This is a genomic window from Snodgrassella sp. M0110 (assembly GCF_016101465.1).
Taxonomy (GTDB): domain Bacteria; phylum Pseudomonadota; class Gammaproteobacteria; order Burkholderiales; family Neisseriaceae; genus Snodgrassella; species Snodgrassella alvi.
In genome coordinates this window covers 419,538-442,141 of record NZ_JACFQM010000001.1, presented here as the reverse complement: position 1 = coordinate 442,141, position 22,604 = coordinate 419,538, and the positions used below count along the sequence as shown (strand labels likewise).

General features: G+C 42.4%; 12 protein-coding genes. 6 read left to right on the top strand and 6 right to left on the bottom strand.

Annotated features, from left to right (window positions below; translation table 11 throughout):
• Positions 1–6 precede the first annotated feature (6 nt).
• From carB to guaB, 4 genes are all read right to left on the bottom strand, one after another.
• Positions 7–3,228, bottom strand: coding sequence for a carbamoyl-phosphate synthase large subunit (gene carB, locus H3T84_RS01955; RefSeq protein WP_198217520.1), 3,222 nt, complete (start codon positions 3,226–3,228; stop codon positions 7–9).
• A gap of 72 nt (positions 3,229–3,300) precedes the next feature.
• Complete coding sequence (gene leuE / locus H3T84_RS01950; protein WP_198217512.1) at positions 3,301–3,981, bottom strand: leucine efflux protein LeuE; 681 nt, start codon at positions 3,979–3,981, stop codon at positions 3,301–3,303.
• A 57-nt stretch (positions 3,982–4,038) separates the two neighbouring features.
• Positions 4,039–5,172 (bottom strand): glutamine-hydrolyzing carbamoyl-phosphate synthase small subunit, encoded by a 1,134-nt coding sequence (carA, locus tag H3T84_RS01945; protein ID WP_198217510.1) that lies wholly within the window; start codon positions 5,170–5,172, stop codon positions 4,039–4,041.
• A gap of 308 nt (positions 5,173–5,480) precedes the next feature.
• Positions 5,481–6,941, bottom strand: a complete 1,461-nt coding sequence (guaB, locus tag H3T84_RS01940) for an IMP dehydrogenase (RefSeq protein WP_174833739.1) — start codon at positions 6,939–6,941, stop codon at positions 5,481–5,483.
• A 182-nt stretch (positions 6,942–7,123) separates the two neighbouring features.
• Between guaB and H3T84_RS01935 the strand changes: the two genes are divergently transcribed.
• The 3 genes from H3T84_RS01935 (at position 7,124) to H3T84_RS01925 (ending at position 12,371) form a co-directional block, all read left to right on the top strand.
• A complete protein-coding gene (locus H3T84_RS01935) occupies positions 7,124–7,570 on the top strand; it encodes a DUF4124 domain-containing protein (protein WP_037475284.1) in 447 nt (148 codons plus the stop codon).
• 104 nt (positions 7,571–7,674) lie between these two features.
• Positions 7,675–9,537, top strand: coding sequence for an excinuclease ABC subunit UvrC (gene uvrC / locus H3T84_RS01930; protein ID WP_198217502.1), 1,863 nt, complete (start codon positions 7,675–7,677; stop codon positions 9,535–9,537).
• 2,057 nt (positions 9,538–11,594) lie between these two features.
• A complete protein-coding gene (locus H3T84_RS01925) occupies positions 11,595–12,371 on the top strand; it encodes an N-acetylmuramoyl-L-alanine amidase (protein ID WP_037475280.1) in 777 nt (258 codons plus the stop codon).
• Between the two features lie 129 nt (positions 12,372–12,500).
• Here H3T84_RS01925 and H3T84_RS01920 read toward each other — a convergent pair whose 3' ends face one another.
• Entirely contained in the window at positions 12,501–14,711 is a 2,211-nt protein-coding gene (locus tag H3T84_RS01920; RefSeq protein WP_198217500.1) for a bifunctional (p)ppGpp synthetase/guanosine-3',5'-bis(diphosphate) 3'-pyrophosphohydrolase, read from the bottom strand.
• Between the two features lie 195 nt (positions 14,712–14,906).
• Between H3T84_RS01920 and H3T84_RS01915 the strand changes: the two genes are divergently transcribed.
• Positions 14,907–15,473, top strand: a complete 567-nt coding sequence (locus tag H3T84_RS01915; RefSeq protein WP_025331077.1) for an adenine phosphoribosyltransferase — start codon at positions 14,907–14,909, stop codon at positions 15,471–15,473.
• 81 nt (positions 15,474–15,554) lie between these two features.
• Here H3T84_RS01915 and kdsA read toward each other — a convergent pair whose 3' ends face one another.
• Complete coding sequence (gene kdsA, locus H3T84_RS01910; protein ID WP_037475311.1) at positions 15,555–16,394, bottom strand: 3-deoxy-8-phosphooctulonate synthase; 840 nt, start codon at positions 16,392–16,394, stop codon at positions 15,555–15,557.
• A 293-nt stretch (positions 16,395–16,687) separates the two neighbouring features.
• Here kdsA and H3T84_RS01905 point away from each other — a divergent pair, with 293 nt between their 5' ends.
• Complete coding sequence (locus H3T84_RS01905; protein ID WP_232346077.1) at positions 16,688–18,574, top strand: autotransporter assembly complex family protein; 1,887 nt, start codon at positions 16,688–16,690, stop codon at positions 18,572–18,574.
• Positions 18,574–22,464, top strand: a complete 3,891-nt coding sequence (locus H3T84_RS01900) for a translocation/assembly module TamB domain-containing protein (protein WP_198217498.1) — start codon at positions 18,574–18,576, stop codon at positions 22,462–22,464. Before H3T84_RS01905 ends, H3T84_RS01900 begins: the two co-directional genes overlap by 1 nt.
• Positions 22,465–22,604 lie beyond the last annotated feature (140 nt).

Here is a 22,604-nt window from a genome sequence, read left to right as displayed (position 1 = left end):
AAATAATTAGTTTTGCAGAGCTGTCTTTATGCGCTGATGTAAATTCTGAATACTGTAAACATCAGTATGGGATAAACGGCTTACACCCTCGCTCATCGCTAAAGCACCTGCGATGGTGGTATATAGTGGAATACGCATATTCAGTGCACTACGGCGGATTGAATGGCTGTCTTTAATAGACTGTACATCACTGCTGACAGTATTAACAACCAGAGCAATCTCACCGTTTTTAATGGCATCAACAATATGCGGACGCCCTTCAGTTACCTTATTCACCACTTGCACATTGATTCCGTGCTCAGCCAGAAAAGCTGCTGTCCCGCGAGTGGCACATAGTCCGTAACCGAGCGACTGAAAATTGGTTGCCACCTGAACAACAGCAGGTTTGTCTTCATTACGTACAGCCAGAAACACTTTACCAATAGTCGGCATACGTTCACCCGCTCCGAGCTGGGCTTTTAAATATGCTTCGGCAAATGTTTCACCAACACCCATTACTTCACCGGTAGAACGCATTTCCGGCCCGAGAATGGTATCTACGCCGGGAAATTTAATAAAAGGAAATACGGCTTCCTTAACTGCAAAAAATTCAGGAATAACTTCTTGTGTGTAGCCCTGTTCGGCCAATGAGATACCAGCCATAACCCTTGCTCCAATTTTAGCAAGAGACACACTTGTGGCTTTAGATACAAATGGAACAGTACGTGAAGCACGCGGATTAACTTCAAGTACGTAAACGATATCATCCTGTACCGCAAACTGCACATTCATCAGACCAACTACATCTAAAGCCATTGCCATGGCTGCTGTCTGACGACGAATTTCATTCTGAATAGCTTCACTTAGCGAATAAGGCGGAATGGAACATGCTGAATCGCCACTATGGACACCTGCCTGTTCCACATGCTGCATGATGCCGCCGATAACCACCTGTTTACCATCACATATACAATCTACATCTACTTCAATAGCGTGGCTGAGAAAGTAATCAAGCAATACCGGGCTATCATTGGATACTTGTACAGCTTCGCGCATATAGGTTTGTAATTCATTGGCTGAATGCACTACCTGCATAGCTCGTCCGCCAAGTACATAAGATGGACGTACTACTAGCGGATAGCCAACTTCTTCAGCCAGTTGCAGTGCCTCTGCCTCGGTACGTGCTGTACGGTTTTCCGGTTGACGCAATCCCAGTTTATGTAGAATCTGCTGAAAACGCTCACGGTCTTCTGCTGCATCAATGGCATCGGCAGAGGTGCCGATAATATTAACACCATTAGCTACCAGTTCATTAGCCAGTTTTAAAGGCGTCTGACCGCCATAATGCACAATGAGACCGTCTGGCTGTTCGGTATGACAGATTTCCAGTACGTCTTCAAGGGTTAGCGGCTCGAAATACAATCTGTCAGAAGTATCATAATCTGTCGAAACGGTTTCAGGATTACAGTTCACCATAATGGTTTCAAAACCGGATTCGCGCAATGCTAATGCAGCATGTACACAGCAATAATCAAACTCAATACCCTGACCGATACGATTTGGTCCGCCACCAAGAATCATAATTTTTTTACGCTGTGTCGGTTCCGCTTCGCATTCTTCTTCATAAGTTGAGTACAGATAGGCAGTATCGGTAGCAAATTCGGCTGCACAGGTATCTACGCGTTTAAAAACCGGATGTAGATTCATGGCATAACGATGCTGCCTTACACTGGCTTCATCCTGATTAAGCAATTGCGCCAGCCGTTTATCAGCAAAACCTTTGCGTTTGAGTTTACGCAGATAACTGTAATCGATATCTTCCAGTCTGATCGCTGTTAGTTTCTGTTCTTCGCCAACCAGATCAGCAATTTGTGCCAGGAACCACGGATCAATAGCACAAATTGTATGGATTTCCTCTAATGAAAAGCCGGCACGAAATGCATCAGCGACATACAGTATCCGTTCCGGACCGGGATTAGCCAGTTCACGCTGAATGGCTGCACGGTCACAGCTGCGGCAATCAAAGCCGCTCAGACCAACCTCCAGACCGCGCAGAGCTTTATGGACAGACTCTTGAAATGTACGGCCGATAGCCATTACTTCCCCAACTGATTTCATCTGTGTCGTCAGGCGATCATCTGCGGACGGAAATTTTTCAAAGGCAAAACGGGGAACTTTGGTTACCACATAATCAATGGAAGGCTCAAAGGAAGCTGGTGTGCGTCCGCCGGTTATATCATTTTGCAATTCATTCAGTGTATAACCTATTGCCAGTTTAGCTGCGATTTTAGCAATCGGAAAACCGGTAGCTTTAGAAGCCAGAGCAGAAGAACGGCTGACACGCGGATTCATTTCAATCACAATCATTTCGCCGTTTTGCGGATTAACGGCAAACTGTACATTAGAGCCACCGGTATCCACACCGATTTCACGCAACACTGCCAGAGAGGCATCACGCATCAGCTGATATTCTTTATCCGTCAGTGTTTGTGCCGGAGCTACTGTAATCGAATCACCGGTATGTACGCCGCACGGATCAAAATTTTCTATTGAACAGATAATAATGCAATTGTCGGCACGGTCACGCACCACTTCCATTTCATATTCTTTCCAACCCAGTACAGACTGTTCGACCAGTAATTCATGAGTAGGTGAAGCATCGAAACCACGTTCACAAATAGTAATAAATTCATCTTTATTGTAGGCAATACCGCCGCCACTGCCGCCCATGGTGAAAGACGGGCGAATTAATGCAGGAAATCCAACCTGTGCCTGTGCATCCAGAGCCTGCTCCATGCTATGGCAAATAAAGGATTTCGGGGTATGCAGACCGATTTTATTCATTGCTTCTTTAAAACGGCCGCGGTCTTCTGCTTTATCAATTGCATCTTCGGATGCACCAATCAGCTCTACCTGATATTTTTTCAGAATACCGTTATGCGCCAGATCAAGAGCACAGTTGAGTGCCGTTTGTCCGCCCATCGTTGGCAAAATGGCATCGGGACGTTCTTTTTCAATAATTTTTGCCACTGTCTGCCACATAATCGGCTCAATGTAAGTAACATCAGCCATATCCGGATCTGTCATAATCGTAGCCGGATTGGAATTAACCAGAATGACTTTATAGCCCTCTTCACGCAACGCCTTGCATGCCTGAGCTCCGGAGTAGTCAAACTCGCATGCCTGACCAATTACAATAGGACCGGCACCAATAATTAGGATAGATTTTAAGTCTGTGCGCTTAGGCATACTGATACCTTTATCAAAAATTATCTGTTAATTTAGCGGTACGGCAGGATTGATTTTCTGACAGTCTATCGGTCAGTCGATACTTGCCGTCCATAATTTCAGTGCAAACGCAATAAACATCAGCCCGATTGTGGCTACTGCCCCGGCAGCCAGACGCTGATAGTGACGAAACCACTTGACCAGCGATAAGCCACTGAATATCAGTACGCTTAGATAAGTCAGGCTGAAAATTTGCAAAATAATAGCCAGCAGTAAAAAACTATATGCCGGATGTGAGTAATGCGGATCAACAAACTGAACAAAAAAAGCCAGAAAAAACAAAATGGCTTTCGGGTTTAACAAACTGAGCAGCAAAGCATGCTGAAAGTAATGACGTGCCGGAAGCGGTTTACTGGCTTGTGCCGGCTCACACAATGATTGTCTGAAAACATCTGCAGCAGCCTGCTGACGTCTGTTCCATTGCTTAAGAGCTGAGCGCAGCAACTGCCAGCCCAGATAAAACAAATACAAGCCACCGACCAGTTTCAGTATTAAAAACAATGCAGGTATGGTTTTGATAATTGATGTTGCACCTGAGGCTGAAAGCAACATCAAAATACTGTCACCCAGAAATATTCCGGCAACCGCACAATAAGCAGCCCGTGCTCCATATTTTCCGGCCATGGCCAGACAATACATTGAATTTGGTCCCGGCAGCAGAACAATTGCTATGGCACCGACAATATACGTTCCCAGATCAGTAATACCAAACATGGGGATTCCTGTACTTTTTTACTATTCTCAATAAATTTAGTTCGTAATATCACGCAATTAATTTTTATTTGCCGCCTGCATATGTTCGATAAAGCGGTCAAAAAGGTAGGCAACGTCATGCGGGCCCGGACTGGCTTCCGGATGTCCCTGAAATGAAAAAGCCGGCTGACTGGTCATGCAAATACCTTGAAGTGAACCGTCAAACAGCGATTTATGAGTAATACGAACATTTTCCGGTAAAGTATCTGCGTCTACTTCAAAACCATGATTCTGACTGGTAATCACAACCCGGCCGGTATCCATATCCTGTACCGGATGATTGGCTCCGTGATGACCAAAAGGCATTTTGCGGGTTTTCGCCCCTAAAGCCAGACCAAGCAGCTGATGTCCCAGACAAATACCGAATAGCGGAAGTTTATGTGCCAGAATTTCCTGTACAGCTTTAATGGCATAATCACAGGGTTCCGGATCACCCGGCCCGTTAGACAGAAATACGCCGTCAGGATTCAATGCCAGTACTTCAGCTGCCGGTGTAGTAGCAGGAACCACAGTCAGACGGCAGCCGCGTTCACTCAGCATACGCAAGATATTGGTTTTCACCCCGAAATCATAGGCAACCACATGATATCCGGCTTCCTGCGGCTGAACATAACCATATCCCAGCTGCCATTCACCCTGAGTAAATTCATATTTTGCAGAACAGCTTACTTCCCGTGCCAAATCTTTTCCGGCCATGCTGCCAAAAGCACGTGCCATTTCCAGAGCCTGTTCTTTATTTGCATCGGCACCAGTCAAAATACAGCCGGCCTGTGAACCTTTATCCCGCAGCAAACGGGTAAGGCGTCGGGTATCAATATCTGCGATTGCCACAGTATGCTGACGTTTCAGATAATCGGACAGGCTTTCTTGCGCACGAAAATTACTGTGCAATAAAGGTAAGTCGCGAATAATTAACCCGGAAGCATAAATTTGTTTACTCTCAATGTCTTCACTATTGATGCCGGTATTGCCGATATGCGGATAAGTAAGAGTTACCATCTGCTGGGTATAAGATGGATCAGTGAGGATTTCCTGATAGCCAGTCATGCTGGTATTGAAGACTACTTCACCAACTGCCTGCCCGGCTGCGCCAATGCTGACACCATGAAATACGGAACCGTCAGCCAACACCAGAATTGCACTTGTAGTCATGGGTGAGTCCTGTGTATTTAATAGACCGTCTATAACGACAATCTGTTTTTTTATGGATTAATAATCGTGCTTCCAGTTACCAGTTGCAGGCAAAAAAAAACACGCCACTTCACGCAAAAAGCGTGAGCTACGTGCTTGATTATGGCATAGACATAATATCTAACACTGCCATGAAAGCAATGCATTTTAGCTAATCTTCTCTGCTTTGGCAATGCAGATATTACTAAATAAAAAAGAAAATTTTTATTAATTTGCTGAGCAGTCCGCAGGCTGCCCATTAGACTGACTGCAAATTTTACAACAAAATTTTAGCGTACATGATAATTCGGTGCTTCTTTGGTAATTTGCACATCGTGCACATGCGACTCACTCATACCCGCTGCGGTAATTTCAACAAATTCTGCCTTATCATGCATATCATGGATGGTTTTACAGCCCAGATATCCCATACTGGATCGTAATCCGCCTACAAGCTGATGGATAATCTGGCTGATTGGTCCTTTATAAGGTACCCGTCCCTCAATGCCCTCCGGCACATATTTATCAGCGCTGGAGACATTATCCTGAAAATAACGGTCAGATGAGCCCTGGCTCATGGCTCCCATTGAACCCATACCGCGATAGGATTTATAAGAGCGTCCCTGATAAAGCTCAATTTCACCCGGTGCTTCTTCAGTACCGGCAAACATGCCGCCCAGCATTACCGCAGAGGCGCCAGCTGCCAGTGCTTTAGCCAGATCACCTGAAAAGCGTATACCACCGTCAGCAATCAGCGGCACACCAGTACCGGCAAGTTCTGCAGCCACATTATGAATAGCGGTTAACTGCGGCACACCTACACCGGCTACTATACGGGTTGTACAGATTGAGCCCGGCCCGATGCCAACTTTAACTGCATCCACTCCGGCTGCAACCAGATCACGCGCAGCAGCGGCTGTTGCTATATTACCGCCAATGACATCTACATCCGGATAATGCTGTTTTACCCAGCGTACACGTTCTATTACACCCTGACTGTGTCCATGTGCTGTATCCACCACCAGTACATCTACTCCGGCCTGTACCAGAGCAGCTACCCGCTCGTCTGTGTCTTTTCCGACTCCGACTGCTGCGCCTACTCTCAGCCGCCCTTCACTGTCTTTATTGGCATTAGGAAAAGCCGTGTTTTTTAATATGTCTTTTACTGTAATCAGACCTTTCAGCACCCAGTCTTCATTCACTACCAGCACACGCTCAATTTTATGTGTATGCATTAATTCACGGGCATCATCGATACTGGTAGTTTCACTTACAGTAACCAAACGCTCACGCGGGGTCATAATACTGGATACTTTTTGCTGCAGATTACGTTCAAAACGTAAATCCCGGTTAGTAACCAAACCAACAACTTTGCCATTTTCCAGTACCGGTAAGCTGGAAACTTTGTATTTACGCCCGGGACCAATTAAATCGCTAATCAGCGTATCAGGTGTAATAGTTACTGGATCCTTGACCACACCACTTTCATATCGTTTAACATTGGCTACGGCACGTGCCTGCCGTTCAACACTCATGTTTTTGTGAATAATGCCAATACCGCCTTCCTGAGCCATGGAAATAGCCAGCCTAGCCTCAGTAACCGTGTCCATCGCCGCTGATACCAGTGGTAAATTTAGATTAATCCGGCGGGTAAGCGGGGTTTTCAGAATAACGTCGCGCGGCAGTACTTCAGAATGAGCAGGTACGAGTAGCACGTCGTCAAAAGTGTAAGCTTTTTCGACTATACGCATTTTAGGGCTTCTTTTTAGAGGATGAGAAGAAATTCAGATAAGGGAATTGGCGGGCAATTTTAACAAATATACGACACACTGGCAAAATATACTTTTACATAAATCTGTCAATTGACAAACATTGTTTTTTTTTATCGTATAATGGTCAAAACATATATTTTCAAACCCAAGGAAAAGTAAACATGCGTCACAAAATACTGAAAATGTCACTGGCAATGGTACTGATGGGCAGCACATTAATAGCAGGTGCTGTGGAGGTATATACATGGCGTGATAACAAAGGCGTAAGTGAATACTCAGACTCTCCCGTTAACCTCACCCCGGGCAAAACTCAGCGATTCAATGTACGAACACAGACCACTACCTCACTGGCTCAGCCTAAAATTAATGCTGAGGCCAGCTCTGAGTCTCTGACTGATCAACAGGCAGAGCTTAACCGCAAAATTGAAGAACAGAATAAACAGACAGCTGAGCAAAACAAAAAAATTGCGGCTGAAAATAAGAAAAACCGTGATGCCGCCTGCAAAACTTCGCAGATGAACCGCAAAATGGCAGATAGCCTGCGCACCAATAATCGCGATGCACTGATTAAACGTTATGATGAAGACGTACGGCTGAATTGTAATTAAATTTTTACTCTTGACTATTTTACTCCTCATCCATAAGTTGTTTATGCAGCTTATGGACTTTTTTATGGCTGCATACATAGTTATTAACCAGATATACCATTACTATGACCGATACCACAGCCGCATCATCCAGCTTTGCAGACAATCATAAATTTGATATAGCCCTGTTTCTTAAAAACCTGCCTTTAGTGCCGGGTGTATACCGTATGCTTGATGCAAGTGATAAAGTATTATATGTAGGCAAAGCGGTGAATCTGAAACGCCGCGTCAGCAGCTACTTTCAGAAAACCGATTTATCGCCCCGGATTCAGCTTATGGTGAAACAAGTGGCGCGAATTGAAGTTACAGCCACTCATTCAGAAACAGAAGCATTGATTCTAGAAAATAACTTTATCAAGGCATTATCGCCGAAATACAATATTCTGTTCCGGGATGATAAAAGCTATCCTTATCTGATGCTGAGCGGACATGAGTTCCCGCAAATGGCTTATTACCGCGGCAGTCTGAAAAAAAATAACCAGTATTTCGGTCCTTATCCTAATGGCTATGCGGTCCGCAACAGCATCCAGACATTACAGAAAGTATTCAGACTGCGTACTTGTGAAGATAGTGTATTTGAACATCGCGACCGTGCCTGCCTGCTTTACCAGATTAAGCGTTGTTCTGGTCCATGTACAGGACATATCAATGCTGAAGATTATCAGAGCAGTGTTAAAGCTGCGGTCAGCTTTCTGCAGGGAAAAACCAGTGAGCTGACTGCTTCTTTGCATACCAAAATGCAACATGCCGCTGAACAGCTGGATTTTGAAACGGCAGCACAGGTACGAGATCAGATTCAGGCACTGGGGCTGATGCAGTCTCAGCAATTTATAGACAGCAAACAGGCTCGTCACAATGACATTGATATCCTTGCGCTGGCTGAAGAAAATGATATTGTATGTATTCACTGGGTTAGTATTCGCGGCGGTCGACATGTAGGGGATAAAAATTTTTTTCCGGATACCCGCTACCGTGTTGCCGAAAAACTCAATCACTATGGAGAAGCATTTGCTGCACAACATTATCTGGGTAAAAATAAGCCGGATATAATCATCAGTAATTTTCAGTTTCCCAAAAGCCTGTGTGAAGCACTGAATAACGAAAACGGTAAACAGATTCAATTTATTCATAAAACTGTAGGTGAACGGCGCGTGTGGCTGAATATGGCGGAACGCAATGCGCATATGGCGATTGAACAGCATCGTTTACAGCAGCATAGCCAGCAACACCGGATTGAAGCGCTGGCTCAATTGCTGGATATGGATGCGGAAAATCTGAACCGGATTGAATGTTTTGATATCAGCCATACTCAGGGCGAAGCCACAATTGCCTCATGTGTGGTATATGAAGATGAAGCCATGCAGCCTGCCAAATATCGCCGCTACAACATTACAACCGCAAAGGCCGGTGATGATTATGCCGCCATGCGCGAAGTATTAACCCGTCGCTACGGACGACTGGCAGATAATGATGACAGTATCGGTGCATGGCCGGATCTGGTGCTCATAGACGGAGGCAAAGGTCAGGTACATATGGCTCTGGATGTATGGCAGGAGCTGGGTATTCATATTCCGATAGTCGGTATTGCCAAAGGTCCGGAACGTAAAGCCGGTCTGGAAGAACTGATTATTCCGCATCAGCAGCGCAATATCCGGATAGAACCGCACAATCCTGCCCTGCATTTGTTACAAACTGTCCGGGATGAATCTCACCGTTTTGCTATTACCGGTCATCGGCAGAAACGTGCCAAAGCAAGAGTCACTTCTTCGCTCAACGACATACCGGGTATCGGCAGCAAGAGGCGTCAGGCACTATTAACCCGTTTTGGGGGTTTACGCGGCGTGGTTGCTGCCAGTGTGCATGATCTGAGTCAGACGGAAGGTATTAGCCTTGCTCTGGCCGAAAAGATATATGATGCTTTACATTAGTACAAATAAATTAATATTGCAAATAAACAATACCGGAATATCCAGAAATTTTGTTTACAATATTAAATATACAATTATTGAATGACAAAACAGTGCTACTTATGGCAAATATCATTTTGAGATAATACAGAGCATTATTATAAATATGTCAAAACAATATTTATTACTTCATTAGACTATATACTCATGACTGGAAACCAGAGATACCGGATATTATTAATTATTACCAGAACATTACCAAATTTGCTTATAACCAGTAAATAGCAAAAGATTAAAGCAAGATTTGGCTAAAATATTTATTGTTCTTTACATAAAAACATACCGGTTTTGAATATATATCGAAGTTTGAGGATATACTGACTAGTGAATTCTTTATTTTCTTTTGTTCTTTTTTATACTTGTATCTGTTTTTTAATTTTATTTTTCGCCAAAATAATCAAATGGCTTTTCTTACGTTCAGCTTAATGATAAAAATATTAACTAATTAATTTGGTAAAAAAGTATATAAACCTTACTCAATACTTACTGTAAAATAAACATAATGACTCATATCATTTTATATTTAATTATGAATCAATATATTTATTCCGTACTCAATTATTTATAACATCAGTACCAAATGCAGCATTTTAATCAGAAATGTAATAGCCCGAGCCAGAATTAATTTTTAAACAGTCATTCATAATATACAAACAGCTAGTGATAAATCTGAATATTTTAATGAGTTCAGCAGCAGATAATATTATTTTCCAGTCGCTGTAATTTAAGGCAATTATGATAACTGACTCATCAATATAATGATCAATTGTATATATGATTTAAATCAAACCACAACATTTAAATATATTTAATTTAAAAAATTTATATATAATAAAATAATTTTTATTGACAATAAAATTTAAATATGATTCAGCATTACTTAAATCGCAGAAAATTGATCAGATTTTTAATTAACTATTTAATATTTACAATAGTTTTTTTCATTATACTCGAACTCCCTAAGGGTTTTAGAGATATAAATGAATTTTTTACACGAGAGTCAGTTTTGGGTTTGATGGAAATAACTTTCATTCTCTTTTTATACTTCTTTTTTTTGTTCAAAACGACTAAAACTATTTTCATTCGCAACAGCAAAAATCAATCATCTTCTTTTAAATCTTTATTTTTTAAATTAGCACTTAACATTGGTTTAATTTTGCTATTTCACTTTGTTGTTTATTTATTAGGTATCGACAGAGATTTAGCGTACACTATTTATGGTTTAATGATATATTTCATTTTATATTGCTGGGCAGTCAGTTTTTTTATACTAATAAATATAAAAATCATAAAATATTTTTTACGGGCAGAAAAAAATGTTCAGATTTCTTCTTATAGACTTGTATCCGAAGATTTATTTATGTTTTTAACTAGTTACTCATTAGTTATAATCTGCATGATTGGATTTTACTATTCTATTGGTGATTATACTTACCAATTCAAGCTTTTGCTTGGAATCGGAAAATTAAACTTAATTCTGCTCGGAATTAATTTTTTAACTTTTATATTGATTATATCTGTTTCTACTATTAAACCTGTAAAATGTATTTTTTTTAATATTGAAAATAGTGAATCCTTTTCATTTAATTCTTTACTTAGCAGCTCTGGATTATCTCTGATAAACTGCCTCTTTTTGTTTTTTATTAACGGTATATTATTTTTTATAGAATCTTCACAATTTATACAACTTGTTTTCATTTCAGGTGAAATTTTCTGCTTGTGTATCTTTATTCGTTTTTTTATTTTACTTCTCGCTAAAATAATTCAATTATCTTTCTCTTTCTTAACCGGGTTAAGAGATTTTAAATAAATTAATACAGAATAAATAACAAAATATTTATATCTTTATAATAATTAAAAATTTTCATTTAAAATATTATAATTAAACTATTATTTTCATAAATAAAATATTGCTTAATAAAAAATAAACTATATAATTTATTTACCTAACTTCTTTAGCTTAGGTCATTAATTTAAATTATAAAAAATCTTAAAAGCATATAAAAGGAGAAAATAATATGTATAATATTGACTACAATAGCTATCGCTCTATAAACAGTTTTAATCAGCGCGTACGTTTTTTAATATTGCATTATACTGCTGAAAATTTTGCTGATTCGATCAAATCACTCACCGGTCCAAATACGAGTATTCATTATCTGATTCCGGATGAAGCAGAAGCAAGCTATCAGGCAGCCGGCTTTAAAGAGCTGCGTATTTTTAATCTGGTGGCAGAAACAGACCGGGCTTGGCATGCAGGTGTCAGTAGCTGGCAAGGTCGTAGTAATCTGAATGATACTTCCATAGGTATAGAAGTTGTTAATCTGGCTACCGATAATAACGGTATATTTACTTTTCCATCATATGGAGTAAATCAGATTAAAGCCCTCAAACAACTAGCTCTGAATATTCTCCAGCGTTATCCGGACATTACGCCAACTCATGTTATCGGCCATTCAGATATCGCACCACAACGCAAAAGTGATCCGGGTGCGGCCTTTCCATGGAAAGAACTGTACAAAGCAGGAATTGGCGCCTGGTTTGATACAAAAACCAAATTAAATTATTTAAAGCAGTTCACAAAACAAGGGATACCTGATAATGCAACCATTTTAAAACAATTAAATCGTTATGGTTACGATATCATCGGTGCTGACGCTGATGCTGAACAATTCAACAAACTGATACGTGCTTTTCAACTGCATTTCCGTCCGACAGACTATAGCGGAAGAGTGGATTGCGAAACGGTTGCTATTTTATACGCTTTAATTGAAAAATATTTTCCGGAGGCATAAAACTCTCTTACTTAAAAGAAATAGATATTAAGCAGTTTGAACAAGCCACGAACATAGGTACAAAGTCCGTGGCTTGTTCAGATAAATGATAAATAAGCTGATAATTTATCCGCAGCGGATAGCAATTGCTTATAACCGAGTTACTGAGAGTACACCTTTAACATCGCTCAGGTGGCTAAGTACACGGGGTAAATCATTTACCTGTTGTACTTCAACAGTAAATCGCAACTGAGCTTCCATATCACGTGATAACGTCTGTACCGCAGTAACATTAAGCCGGTTGCGTGCCAGTGTTTCAGAAATATCGCGTAATAATCCACTGCGGTCTCTGGCACGAATTTCGATATCAATAGCAAAAACCTGCCCGGCTGAATCACTTGCCCAGGATGCAGGTAATACTTTATCCGGAGAAATCTGAGCCAGATATTGAAACGAAGGACAATTGCTGCGATGGATTGAGATACCACGTTCCCGTGTTACAAAACCAATAATTTTGTCTCCGAATGCCGGTTTGCAGCATTTAGCCAGTGTCGTAAATAAACCAGCCTCACCATCAACGAGAACACCACCAAAATTTTTCTTAATTTTACTGCGTTTGACTAAATGGTTTTCTGTTACCGGTGCTTCCGGTTTTTCCAGTAAAGTATCGACTGCTTTCTGAATCATGCGGCCGGAAATTTCACCATGCCCCATAGACAGATAAAAATCATCTGCACTGGAAAATCCCAGAGCTTCAGCCAGTTTATGAATATTTGGCTGCACCTGCATTTTTACTAATTGTTTTTCCAGCGCAGCACGTCCTGATTCCCGTATGGATTCACCGTTCTGCTGCCGGATAAACGCACGAATCTTACTGATGGCTTTATTACTTTTCACCCAGCCATCATGCAGCCAGTTAACCGATGGTTTACCTTCGCGTGCAGTAATAATTTCAACCCGCTGACCATTCTCCAATGGTGTGGATAACGGAACAATCTGTCCGTCTACTTTGGCACCGCGACAACGGTTGCCAATATCTGTATGTAATGCATAGGCAAAATCAATCGGTGTGGCACCAGCCGGTAAAGAGAATACCTTGCCATGCGGAGACAGAACATAAATAGTGTCATTAAAAAGTTCTGTCTGAAAAGCACGTGACAGATCTTCACGGCTACTATCGTTTTCGGCGATATTTTCGCGCCAGTCGAGCAACTGACGTAACCATGCTATTTTATGTTCATAGGCTTCATTACCCTTGCCACCCTCTTTATAGCGCCAGTGAGCGGCCACCCCAAACTCTGCATAACGATGCATATCAAAAGTTCGAATCTGGATTTCCACGCCTTTGTCTTCAGGTCCGACGACAACAGTATGCAAACTTTGATAATCATTGGGTTTAGGATGAGCAATATAATCATCAAATTCACCCGGTATAGGCTGCCATAAGCTGTGCACGATCCCCAGAGTAGCATAACAGTCTGCTACTGTATCCACCAGAATGCGTACTGCCCGTATATCATACAAACCATCAAAGCTCAGTTTCTTTTTTACCATTTTACGGTAAATAGAATAGATATGCTTTGGTCGTCCGGCCACTTCAAAATGCATATTCAGGCGGCTCAGTTGCTGTCTGAGGGTATCAACAAAATGTTCAATATAGTCCAGACGCTCAGTACGCTTTTCATCCAGCAGACGGGCAATTTTCTTATATTCATCCGGATTCTGATAACGAAAACTTAAATCCTCAAGCTGCCATTTCAGCTGCCATACACCCAGACGATTGGCCAGAGGGGCAAAAACTGTCATGGTTTCTTTAGCTACGTCCTTTTTTAATTTTTCGTCTGTGACTTTACTCAGGTAGCTCATGGTCTGGGCGCGCATGGCAAGTTTAATCAGTACGACCCGGATATCCGATACCATCGCCAGTAACATCTGTCGCATTGCTTCAGCCTGCTGCTGCCGTTCCTCCTGTGTAGCCAGAGGGCTGATGCTGACAAAATAAGTAAGCTTCTGTACCTGATACAAACCTGCAACCAGCTGCATTACACTGTCACCACATTCTTCTTTGAGAATATTTTTCCAGTCAGTGACATAATTGGGCAGACAGCTCAGCATTGTGGCGGCAACAGCATCGGCCATCAAATCCATATCTGCTACCGATTTAGCAGCAGCCATTAAATTGATATACAGATCTTCACCGGCAAAGGTTACCGCGTCTTTTGGATAGCTGTTATTTACCAAAGTCTGGGCATGCCGGAGCATTACTCCCATCGCCGCTGGTAAGGTGGCAATATAATCATCTAACCAGACACACGGTAAGCATGGATTGGTGACAAGAGCTTGATCAGGCGTGCTAACCATGTTATCAACCTGTTGATTTGTGTAAATTATGGCGACCATTTTACCAAAACAGACCATTTTATGCTTCATATTAGGCTGTAGAAAAACAGGAATAGTGCTATTATGCGCAACTTTCGCATACACTATATGCAAATAACTTCGCTCGTCCCGCGTTTATAGCTTTCGCATATAGTCTTTATTTTTAAAGGATTTATAATGCAGACTCATCCCGAAGTCATAGGTGTTGACGCGCTGGCCGAAAAAATTCGCAAAATTCCGAACTGGCCACAGGAAGGAATTTTATTTCACGACATTACGCCGGTATTACAAAGCCCGCAGTACTTCCGTTTGCTGGTAGATTTAATGGTTTACCGGTATATGGATCAGAAAATTGATGTTGTGGCCGGTCTGGATGCACGCGGTTTTATTATCGGTGCTGCTCTTGCCTATCAGCTGAATGTCGGTTTTGTTCCCATCCGTAAAAAAGGCAAGCTTCCTTTTACTACTATTGCGGAAAGTTACGAACTGGAATACGGACATGCAACCATCGAAATGCATACTGATGCAGTAAAACCGGGTACTCGTGTGCTGCTGGTAGATGATCTGGTTGCCACCGGAGGTACGATGAATGCCGGTGTAAAACTGATTCGTAAACTGGGTGCTGAAGTAGTAGAGGCAGCTGCAATTATCGAATTTACAGACCTGCCCGGCGGCAAAAAAATTCGAGATGAAGGAGTACCATTGTTTACGCTATACCAGAATTCCGGTTCTGTTGAGCAATAAAATCCTTCTGGTTGAACTTTTACCTGATAAATAAAAAAGCAGAGCAAAACGCTCTGCTTTTTTATACAAAAATATACTTATTTAGTTAATATCCAGTACCGGCATGGTTTTTACCAGCTCATCCACAGCTTTAACCTGAGCAAGAAATGGTTCGAGCAAATCCAAAGGTAAAGCGCTAGGACCATCGCAACGTGCCTTATCTGGATCAGGATGTGATTCAAGAAATAAACCGGCCAGCCGGGTAGCCATACCGGCTAATGCCAGATCCAGTACCTGACTGCGACGCCCGCCTGAAGCGGCAGCATCAGCCTGACGTTGCTGCAATGCATGGGTTACATCAAAAATAACCGGTAAATCAGCACAAACTTTTTTCATCACACCAAAACCCAGCATATCAACTACCAGATTATCATAACCAAAGCTGCTGCCACGCTCACACAGAATAAGCTGCTGATTGCCAGCTTCATAAAACTTTTCAACAATATTCTTCATCTGGTGCGGGCTTAGGAACTGAGGTTTTTTAATATTAATTACTTTACCGGTTTGTGCCAGTGCCACCACTAAATCAGTCTGACGGGCTAAAAATGCCGGCAACTGCAATACATCGGCTACCTCTGCTACCGGTACAGCCTGATACGGTTCATGCACATCGGTAATTACCGGCACACCGAATTCCTGTTTAATTGCAGCAAAAATTTTCATTCCCTCTTCCAGCCCTACTCCGCGATAGGAATGAATAGAAGAGCGGTTGGCTTTATCGAATGAGGCCTTAAAAACCAGCGGAATGCCCAATTTACGGGTAACCTCTGCATAATGTGCACATGTGCGCATTGTTAAATCCAGATTTTCCAGTACATTCAGACCACCAAACAGTACGAACGGTAAATGGTTGGCTACTTGAATATTGCCTACACGAATAATTCCGGCCACAATCAATCCTCAGTAAATTCTAATAAATGGATAACACCATTCATATTAACCTAAATGATTTATTTTACAAAAAATAGCAGTAATCAGTCCAAACCACTAAACAGCTTTGACAGTTTATCATTTCACTAAACCTGTTATCATGGCTTAAAATTTGTTTTTACATTAAATAGAATACTTGTGTCATTTATGATATAGGTTGAAATTCCAGTTTCACGCTACAATAGCAGTCATTAACTGGCTGGAAAATATGATACACGTTTTAACTTTCTGAAACAGGACTGATCTTGGCATATTTCACGCAGAAGCGCTTGCAATGGCTGCTTTTAAGTATGTTGCTGTCTTCCCTTACCTCCATGGTGTGGGCTGTAGGCCTGCCAGCAGACAGCGATGACACAGATGACAATATTCCGCCTCCCAAAACCGGTTTCTTGCACAGATTGTTGCACGGACGCGAGCATAACGATTCACAACAACAGCCTCAGACACCCAAGAATCCGCGTGTTCCTGTTATTATTGATATTAATAATTCTGCCCTGAAAAAATTAATTAACAATTATTTACCCCTGATCACTCAGCAATTGATTGAAGATCTGGATGATGAACAGCTTAGTTTTTTGGCGGAAGAGGCGCCCCAACAAACGCAAACCATGCTGGAAACACAAGGCTATTTCAATGCTGAAGTTAATCTGGAAAAAAAATCTGATAGCTACATTATCCATATTAAACCCGGTCCTCTGACTCATATTGAAAATGTTGATGTTTCTCTGACCGGTGATGTGACCAGTGATGATAATCTGACCAATTATTACAAAACTGCCATTGATAACTGGGTACTGCCTGTTGGAGACCCTTTTACCCAAAGTAACTGGTCAGCCAGTAAATCTTCTGTACTCAGCGCTATTGTGCGCAAAAAATACCCCCTGGCAACCATTAGCGCCAGCCGTGCGACTATTGATCCACAAAAAAATCAGGCAGACCTGTCACTTACAATTGACAGTAAACAACCTATATACTTTGGTGATATACAGGTTAGCGGAAATGAACGATATCCCGTTTCAATCGTTACCGGCATGGCTGATTTTACTTCCGGTTCCCCTTATGATCTGGACAAACTTCTGGACTATCAGCAGGCACTGGAACAAGACAGTCATTATGGTAATGCCGTAGTCAGTGCTGACTTTGACCATATGGAAAATAACCAGGTACCGGTTCTGGTTAAAGTCAGCGAAATGCGCCGTCAGAAGCTGACATTTGGTTTGAGATATGATACCAAAAACGGGCCCGGCTTTCGCGGAGGATATGACCACTATAATGTTTTTAATAAAGGTTTTGTTGGTTCAACCTTGCTGGATACAGACCGCTATGAAACTACTTTCGGTTTAGGTCTGAGCCAGCCGCGTGATAATCATGGTCATTACTGGACCAGCAATCTTAACTATACTTACTCTACTGTCCAGCATCTGGAGAGTCGTGCTTTATCCAGCGGAATGTGGAAAGTGCGCGACCGTAACGGCATTGATTCGCGTATCGGGATTGAATATGTTACGGAAAGCAGCAAAATTGAAAATGGACCTGATCTCGGACACAGTTATGCCACCATGCTGACAGCTTCATGGAAACGTCAGAATATTGAAACCCAGCTGCGGCCAGCCAATGGCTATTATCTGGAAGGCAAAGTTGGCACCACTCTGGGCAAACTGATATCATCAGCATCCATGCAAAGAGTTACAGCCAGTGGCGGCTACTATTTCACTCCTGAAAACAAAAAATACGGAACATGGTTTTTACGCAGCCAGATTGGCTATGTACATACTGGCGATGCAGTGAATGTACCTTCTGTGCTGATGTTTCGTGCCGGTGGTGCCAACAGCGTACGTGGTTATGAAATAGACAGTATCGGTATTAAAAGCTCACATAATTCAGTGTTACCTAACCGTACGCTGGCTGTAGCCAGTGTTGAATACCAGATTCCGGTGTATAAAGATTTTTCTCTGGCACTTTTTCATGATGCCGGTTCGGTATCAAAAAATTTCAGCGATATGCAATGGCGTCATGGTAGTGGTTTCGGGGTACGCTGGTTTAATCCCATCGCCCCGTTTGCCTTTGATTTAGCCTATGGTCATCACGATAAAAAATGGCGCTGGTCTATCAGTTTGGGAACTAAATTCTAATGACTGAAACCACTATCAACCCTGACGAAATATCAGCTCCCGCAGCACCTTCCGTACCGCCGCGAAAACCACACTGGAAGACATGGCTGAAAGCCGGACTGTATTCCCTGCTGGCTTTGTTTATGATTATTGTGGTTATATTGTGCTGGCTGATTGGTACTGAGTCCGGTTTGCGCTTTGGGGTACATACGGTCCCGAAATGGTTTGGTGTGCATATCCAGACAGAGAACCTGAACGGCACTATCTGGCGCGGATTTTCTGGTACTGATATTCACGTCAGTCATCGTGATTTTGATCTATCCATAGATAAGGTAAGACTTGACTGGAATAATCGCGAATTATGGCAACGACGATTTCATGTACGGCTGTTAGATGTAGGTAAAATTAATTATATAAATCACAGCGTACCTAAACCTAAACCTGTTCCTACTCTGCCCAACAGTATCAGCCTGCCAGTACAAATTATTATTGATAACATTCAGCTCGGTGGTTTTACCCTGGGTAAAAAAGAAACGCCTATTTTGCTTGCCAGTCAGGCCTGCTACACTTTTGACTACCACAAACATCAGCTTGTATTCAGTGGACTGAATACGCCATGGCAAAATATTCAAGGTAATATAGCCATTACCACACAGACACCATTCGCCCTGAGCGGACAACTTAACGGAACTGGCACCCTTGATAAAACTGCAGTTGAAAGTGCTGCGCTTATCCAGGGCAGCCTGCAACAACCAGATATATTTGCCCGTCTGGACGGAGGAGATATTCATTTCCGTACCCATGCCGTCATCAGACCTTATGCATTGCAACTCAATTATAAAATCGTCAGTCTGAACCTCCAAAGCCGCCATATTAATCCGGCTGCTTTTAATACAAGCCTGCCATTTGCCGACCTCAATCTTAATTTAGATCTGGCACCTGTGAACAACAACAAAAATCAGCTTGCCGGACATATTAAACTTGGAAATGAACAGCCACTGGCCTACAACGACCCTAAACATGCCGGTTTACCTGTACGCAGTATTGAAGGTGATATTAACATCGATAATAGCGGTAAACTTATCTTACCTGCATTAACTACACGCCTGCTTCAGCAGGGGCAGATCATTACCCGCGGGAATATCGATAGCGCATCCAGACAACTTGATATCAACAGCCAATTATTACGAATTTATGCCAGCGACGCTCTGACTACACCACTAACGGGTTCACTTAATGGCCATATTCATGTAACCGGCAGCTTCAACGGTCTGACTACACAATGGCTCCTGTCAAGTGAGAAAGGTAATAGTGACGGGTCGATTCAGATTATTACTGATGAACAGAAACATCAGCAAACCCTGATACTCGATAAACTGAACATCACCCCCACTGGCGGCGGCAGCTTTAATGCCAAAGGCAGTCTGGCACTGTATCAGAATAAAGCAATCCGGCTGGCCATTAACAGCAACAATTTTAATCCCGCCAAAGTTAATTCAGATTTTCCGGCAGGCAGTATCAACGGACATATCAACGTTAACGGACAATTGGCACAACAACCTGCCATTCAGGCAGACATGCTCTGGCATAACAGCATTCTTTCCGGTGCACCTCTTTCAGGTAAAGCCGTCATCTGCTTTCGCAATCAGCATCTGGAACAGGCCAATATTAACCTCAATGCCGGCCCGAACCGGATAGCTACCAATGGCAGTTTTGGTAAAAAAGGTGATAAGCTTAATCTTGATATCAATGCACCCAATCTGGGATTATTCGGATTAGGCATGAAAGGTTTGCTCAGCACCAAAGGCTTTATCGCCGGAGAACCAAAAAAAATTACAGCCAATCTTACTGGTGCCGCACGCAATCTGCAAATTTCTGAACTACTTAACATTAATCAACTGGATTTTAAACTTCTTGGATCGCCTGATATTAATCAGCCATTACTGGTTAACCTGAATGCAGACCATATCAGCATTGCCGGCAGCGACGGCGGAAAACCCACGGTAATTAACAGCACCGATATCAAAATCAATGGCCGTGGCAGCCAGCACCAGCTCCAGGGCAGCAGTAATCTGACTCTGGACGGAAAAGCCTACCATCTTAATCTCAATGCGCATGGTGGTCTGGACCAGCATTATCAGTGGCGCGGACGAGTTAATGCTCTGGATATAATCGGCGCACTTAATCTGAAACTGCTCAATCCCATTCAGCTTGAGGCCGGAACCGAGCATGTCAGCATGCAAAATGCACGCTGGGCTGCTTTGAACGGTAACTTAACTCTGAATAATCTGAACTGGGATAAAAATAAAGGTCTGGTTACCCGTGGTTCAGCCAGTAATCTAGCTTTGCACGAATTACACAGCATCATTGAATTACCCCTTGAACAAAATCTGATTATAGGTGGTGACTGGAATTTCAGTTACAGTCGCAACATGCAGGGCTACCTGAAACTCTACCAGCAGGGAGGTGACATTACTCTGCCACAGCATCAGCAGAAACTTGAATTACAAAATGTACGTTTGGATGCACAATTTCAGAATGGTCATATCAATAATCATCTGAGTGGCATTACCCGTTATGGAACCACAGATGCTACTCTGGTAATCACTCCTGACAATAATGGCAAAGTACGTACAGCCCCTATCAGCGGGCGTATAAAACTTGATAGCCCTGATCTGAGCACTATTCGCAATCTTCTGCCCATTGGTATGCAGCTTAAGGGTAATATGCATGCAGAAGCCGGCATAAGCGGACATCTGAATGAACCTCTGCTTAATGGTACACTTACCGGTAATAACCTTTACTACAGAGATCAGGCAAATGGTACTATTCTTGAAAACGGCAACCTCAAAAGCCACTTTCAGGGGCGTCGCTGGTTAATTGACAGTCTTAGTTTTGCGCGCCGTGACGGAACTATTAAACTCAGCGGCGTAGTAGATATGACCAGACTCACTCCCGAAATTAACGTTACTGCCCACTTTGAACATTACAATATTTTTGATCAAATAAACCGTCGTCTCACCATAAGCGGTAATACTCAGCTACTGTATACTATTGCACACGGAATTGTTCTGAACGGTAAACTAAAAGTCGATAAGGGTCTCTTTGGTATGCAAAAATCAGGAATGCCACAGTTAGATGACGATGTTGTCGTACTAGGTCGAGAAAAGACAGCAGAACAGCAACGCCCTACACCAATCCGGCTCAATCTTGATTTAGACATGAATGATGCTTTTCGCTTCAGTGCTGAAGGAATTGACGTTCTGCTTGGCGGTCAGCTTACTGCTACTGCCAATCCGGGCAGTACTGTTCAAATAATCGGCACAGTAAATGTTGTTCGCGGACAGTACAAAGCTTACGGACAAGATCTGGTAATTCAGCATGGCAGTACCATTTCTTTTGTAGGCCCTATGAATAATCCCAATTTAAAAATACGTGCCAAGCGCCGTTATTCACAGGTTGGTGCAGGTGTTGAAGCCCTCGGACGGCTGGACAGCCCGCGTATTAACCTGATAGCCAATGAAGCCATGAGTGAAAAAGACAAACTATCTTGGCTGATACTCAATCGCCCCAGCAGTGGTAGTGCCGGTGACGAAGCCGCCATTGCAGCTGCGGCCAGTGCATGGCTTGCCGGGGGTCTGAATGACAAACTTGGCCTTCTCGATGAAATCGGCCTTACCAGCCAGCAAACCCGAAATAGCCAGACAGGCGAAATGAATCCGGCTGAACAGGCCATCACAATCGGCAAACATTTGTCTAACAATCTTTATATCAGCTATCTGTATGGTATTCAAAGTGCAACCCAGACCGTCAGCATTACCTATCAGATTAGCCGTGCACTGCAAAGCATTGTGCGCGTAGGTACCGGATCAGCTGGAGGTGAAATCCGTTATACCCGCCGTTTTGATTAAGTCATCACTGATAAAAATGTTCAGAGTACACAACCGGCACATGGTTTAAAATACTCTGAACATTTATATATTGCTTGAATTGTAAAAATAAATAAATTATATTATTTAATTAATTTTATATGTAAATATTTATTATCATA

Excerpts from the sequence above, each read along its gene's own strand:
- H3T84_RS01900 (WP_198217498.1), top strand. The coding sequence starts at position 18,574 with ATGACTGAAACCACTATCAACCCTGACGAAATATCAGCTCCCGCAGCA.
- carA (WP_198217510.1), bottom strand. The coding sequence starts at position 5,172 with ATGACTACAAGTGCAATTCTGGTGTTGGCTGACGGTTCCGTATTTCAT.
- carB (WP_198217520.1), bottom strand. The coding sequence starts at position 3,228 with ATGCCTAAGCGCACAGACTTAAAATCTATCCTAATTATTGGTGCCGGT.
- guaB (WP_174833739.1), bottom strand. The coding sequence starts at position 6,941 with ATGCGTATAGTCGAAAAAGCTTACACTTTTGACGACGTGCTACTCGTA.
- H3T84_RS01935 (WP_037475284.1), top strand. The coding sequence starts at position 7,124 with ATGCGTCACAAAATACTGAAAATGTCACTGGCAATGGTACTGATGGGC.
- H3T84_RS01925 (WP_037475280.1), top strand. The coding sequence starts at position 11,595 with ATGTATAATATTGACTACAATAGCTATCGCTCTATAAACAGTTTTAAT.
- uvrC (WP_198217502.1), top strand. The coding sequence starts at position 7,675 with ATGACCGATACCACAGCCGCATCATCCAGCTTTGCAGACAATCATAAA.
- H3T84_RS01915 (WP_025331077.1), top strand. The coding sequence starts at position 14,907 with ATGCAGACTCATCCCGAAGTCATAGGTGTTGACGCGCTGGCCGAAAAA.
- H3T84_RS01920 (WP_198217500.1), bottom strand. The coding sequence starts at position 14,711 with ATGGTTAGCACGCCTGATCAAGCTCTTGTCACCAATCCATGCTTACCG.
- leuE (WP_198217512.1), bottom strand. The coding sequence starts at position 3,981 with ATGTTTGGTATTACTGATCTGGGAACGTATATTGTCGGTGCCATAGCA.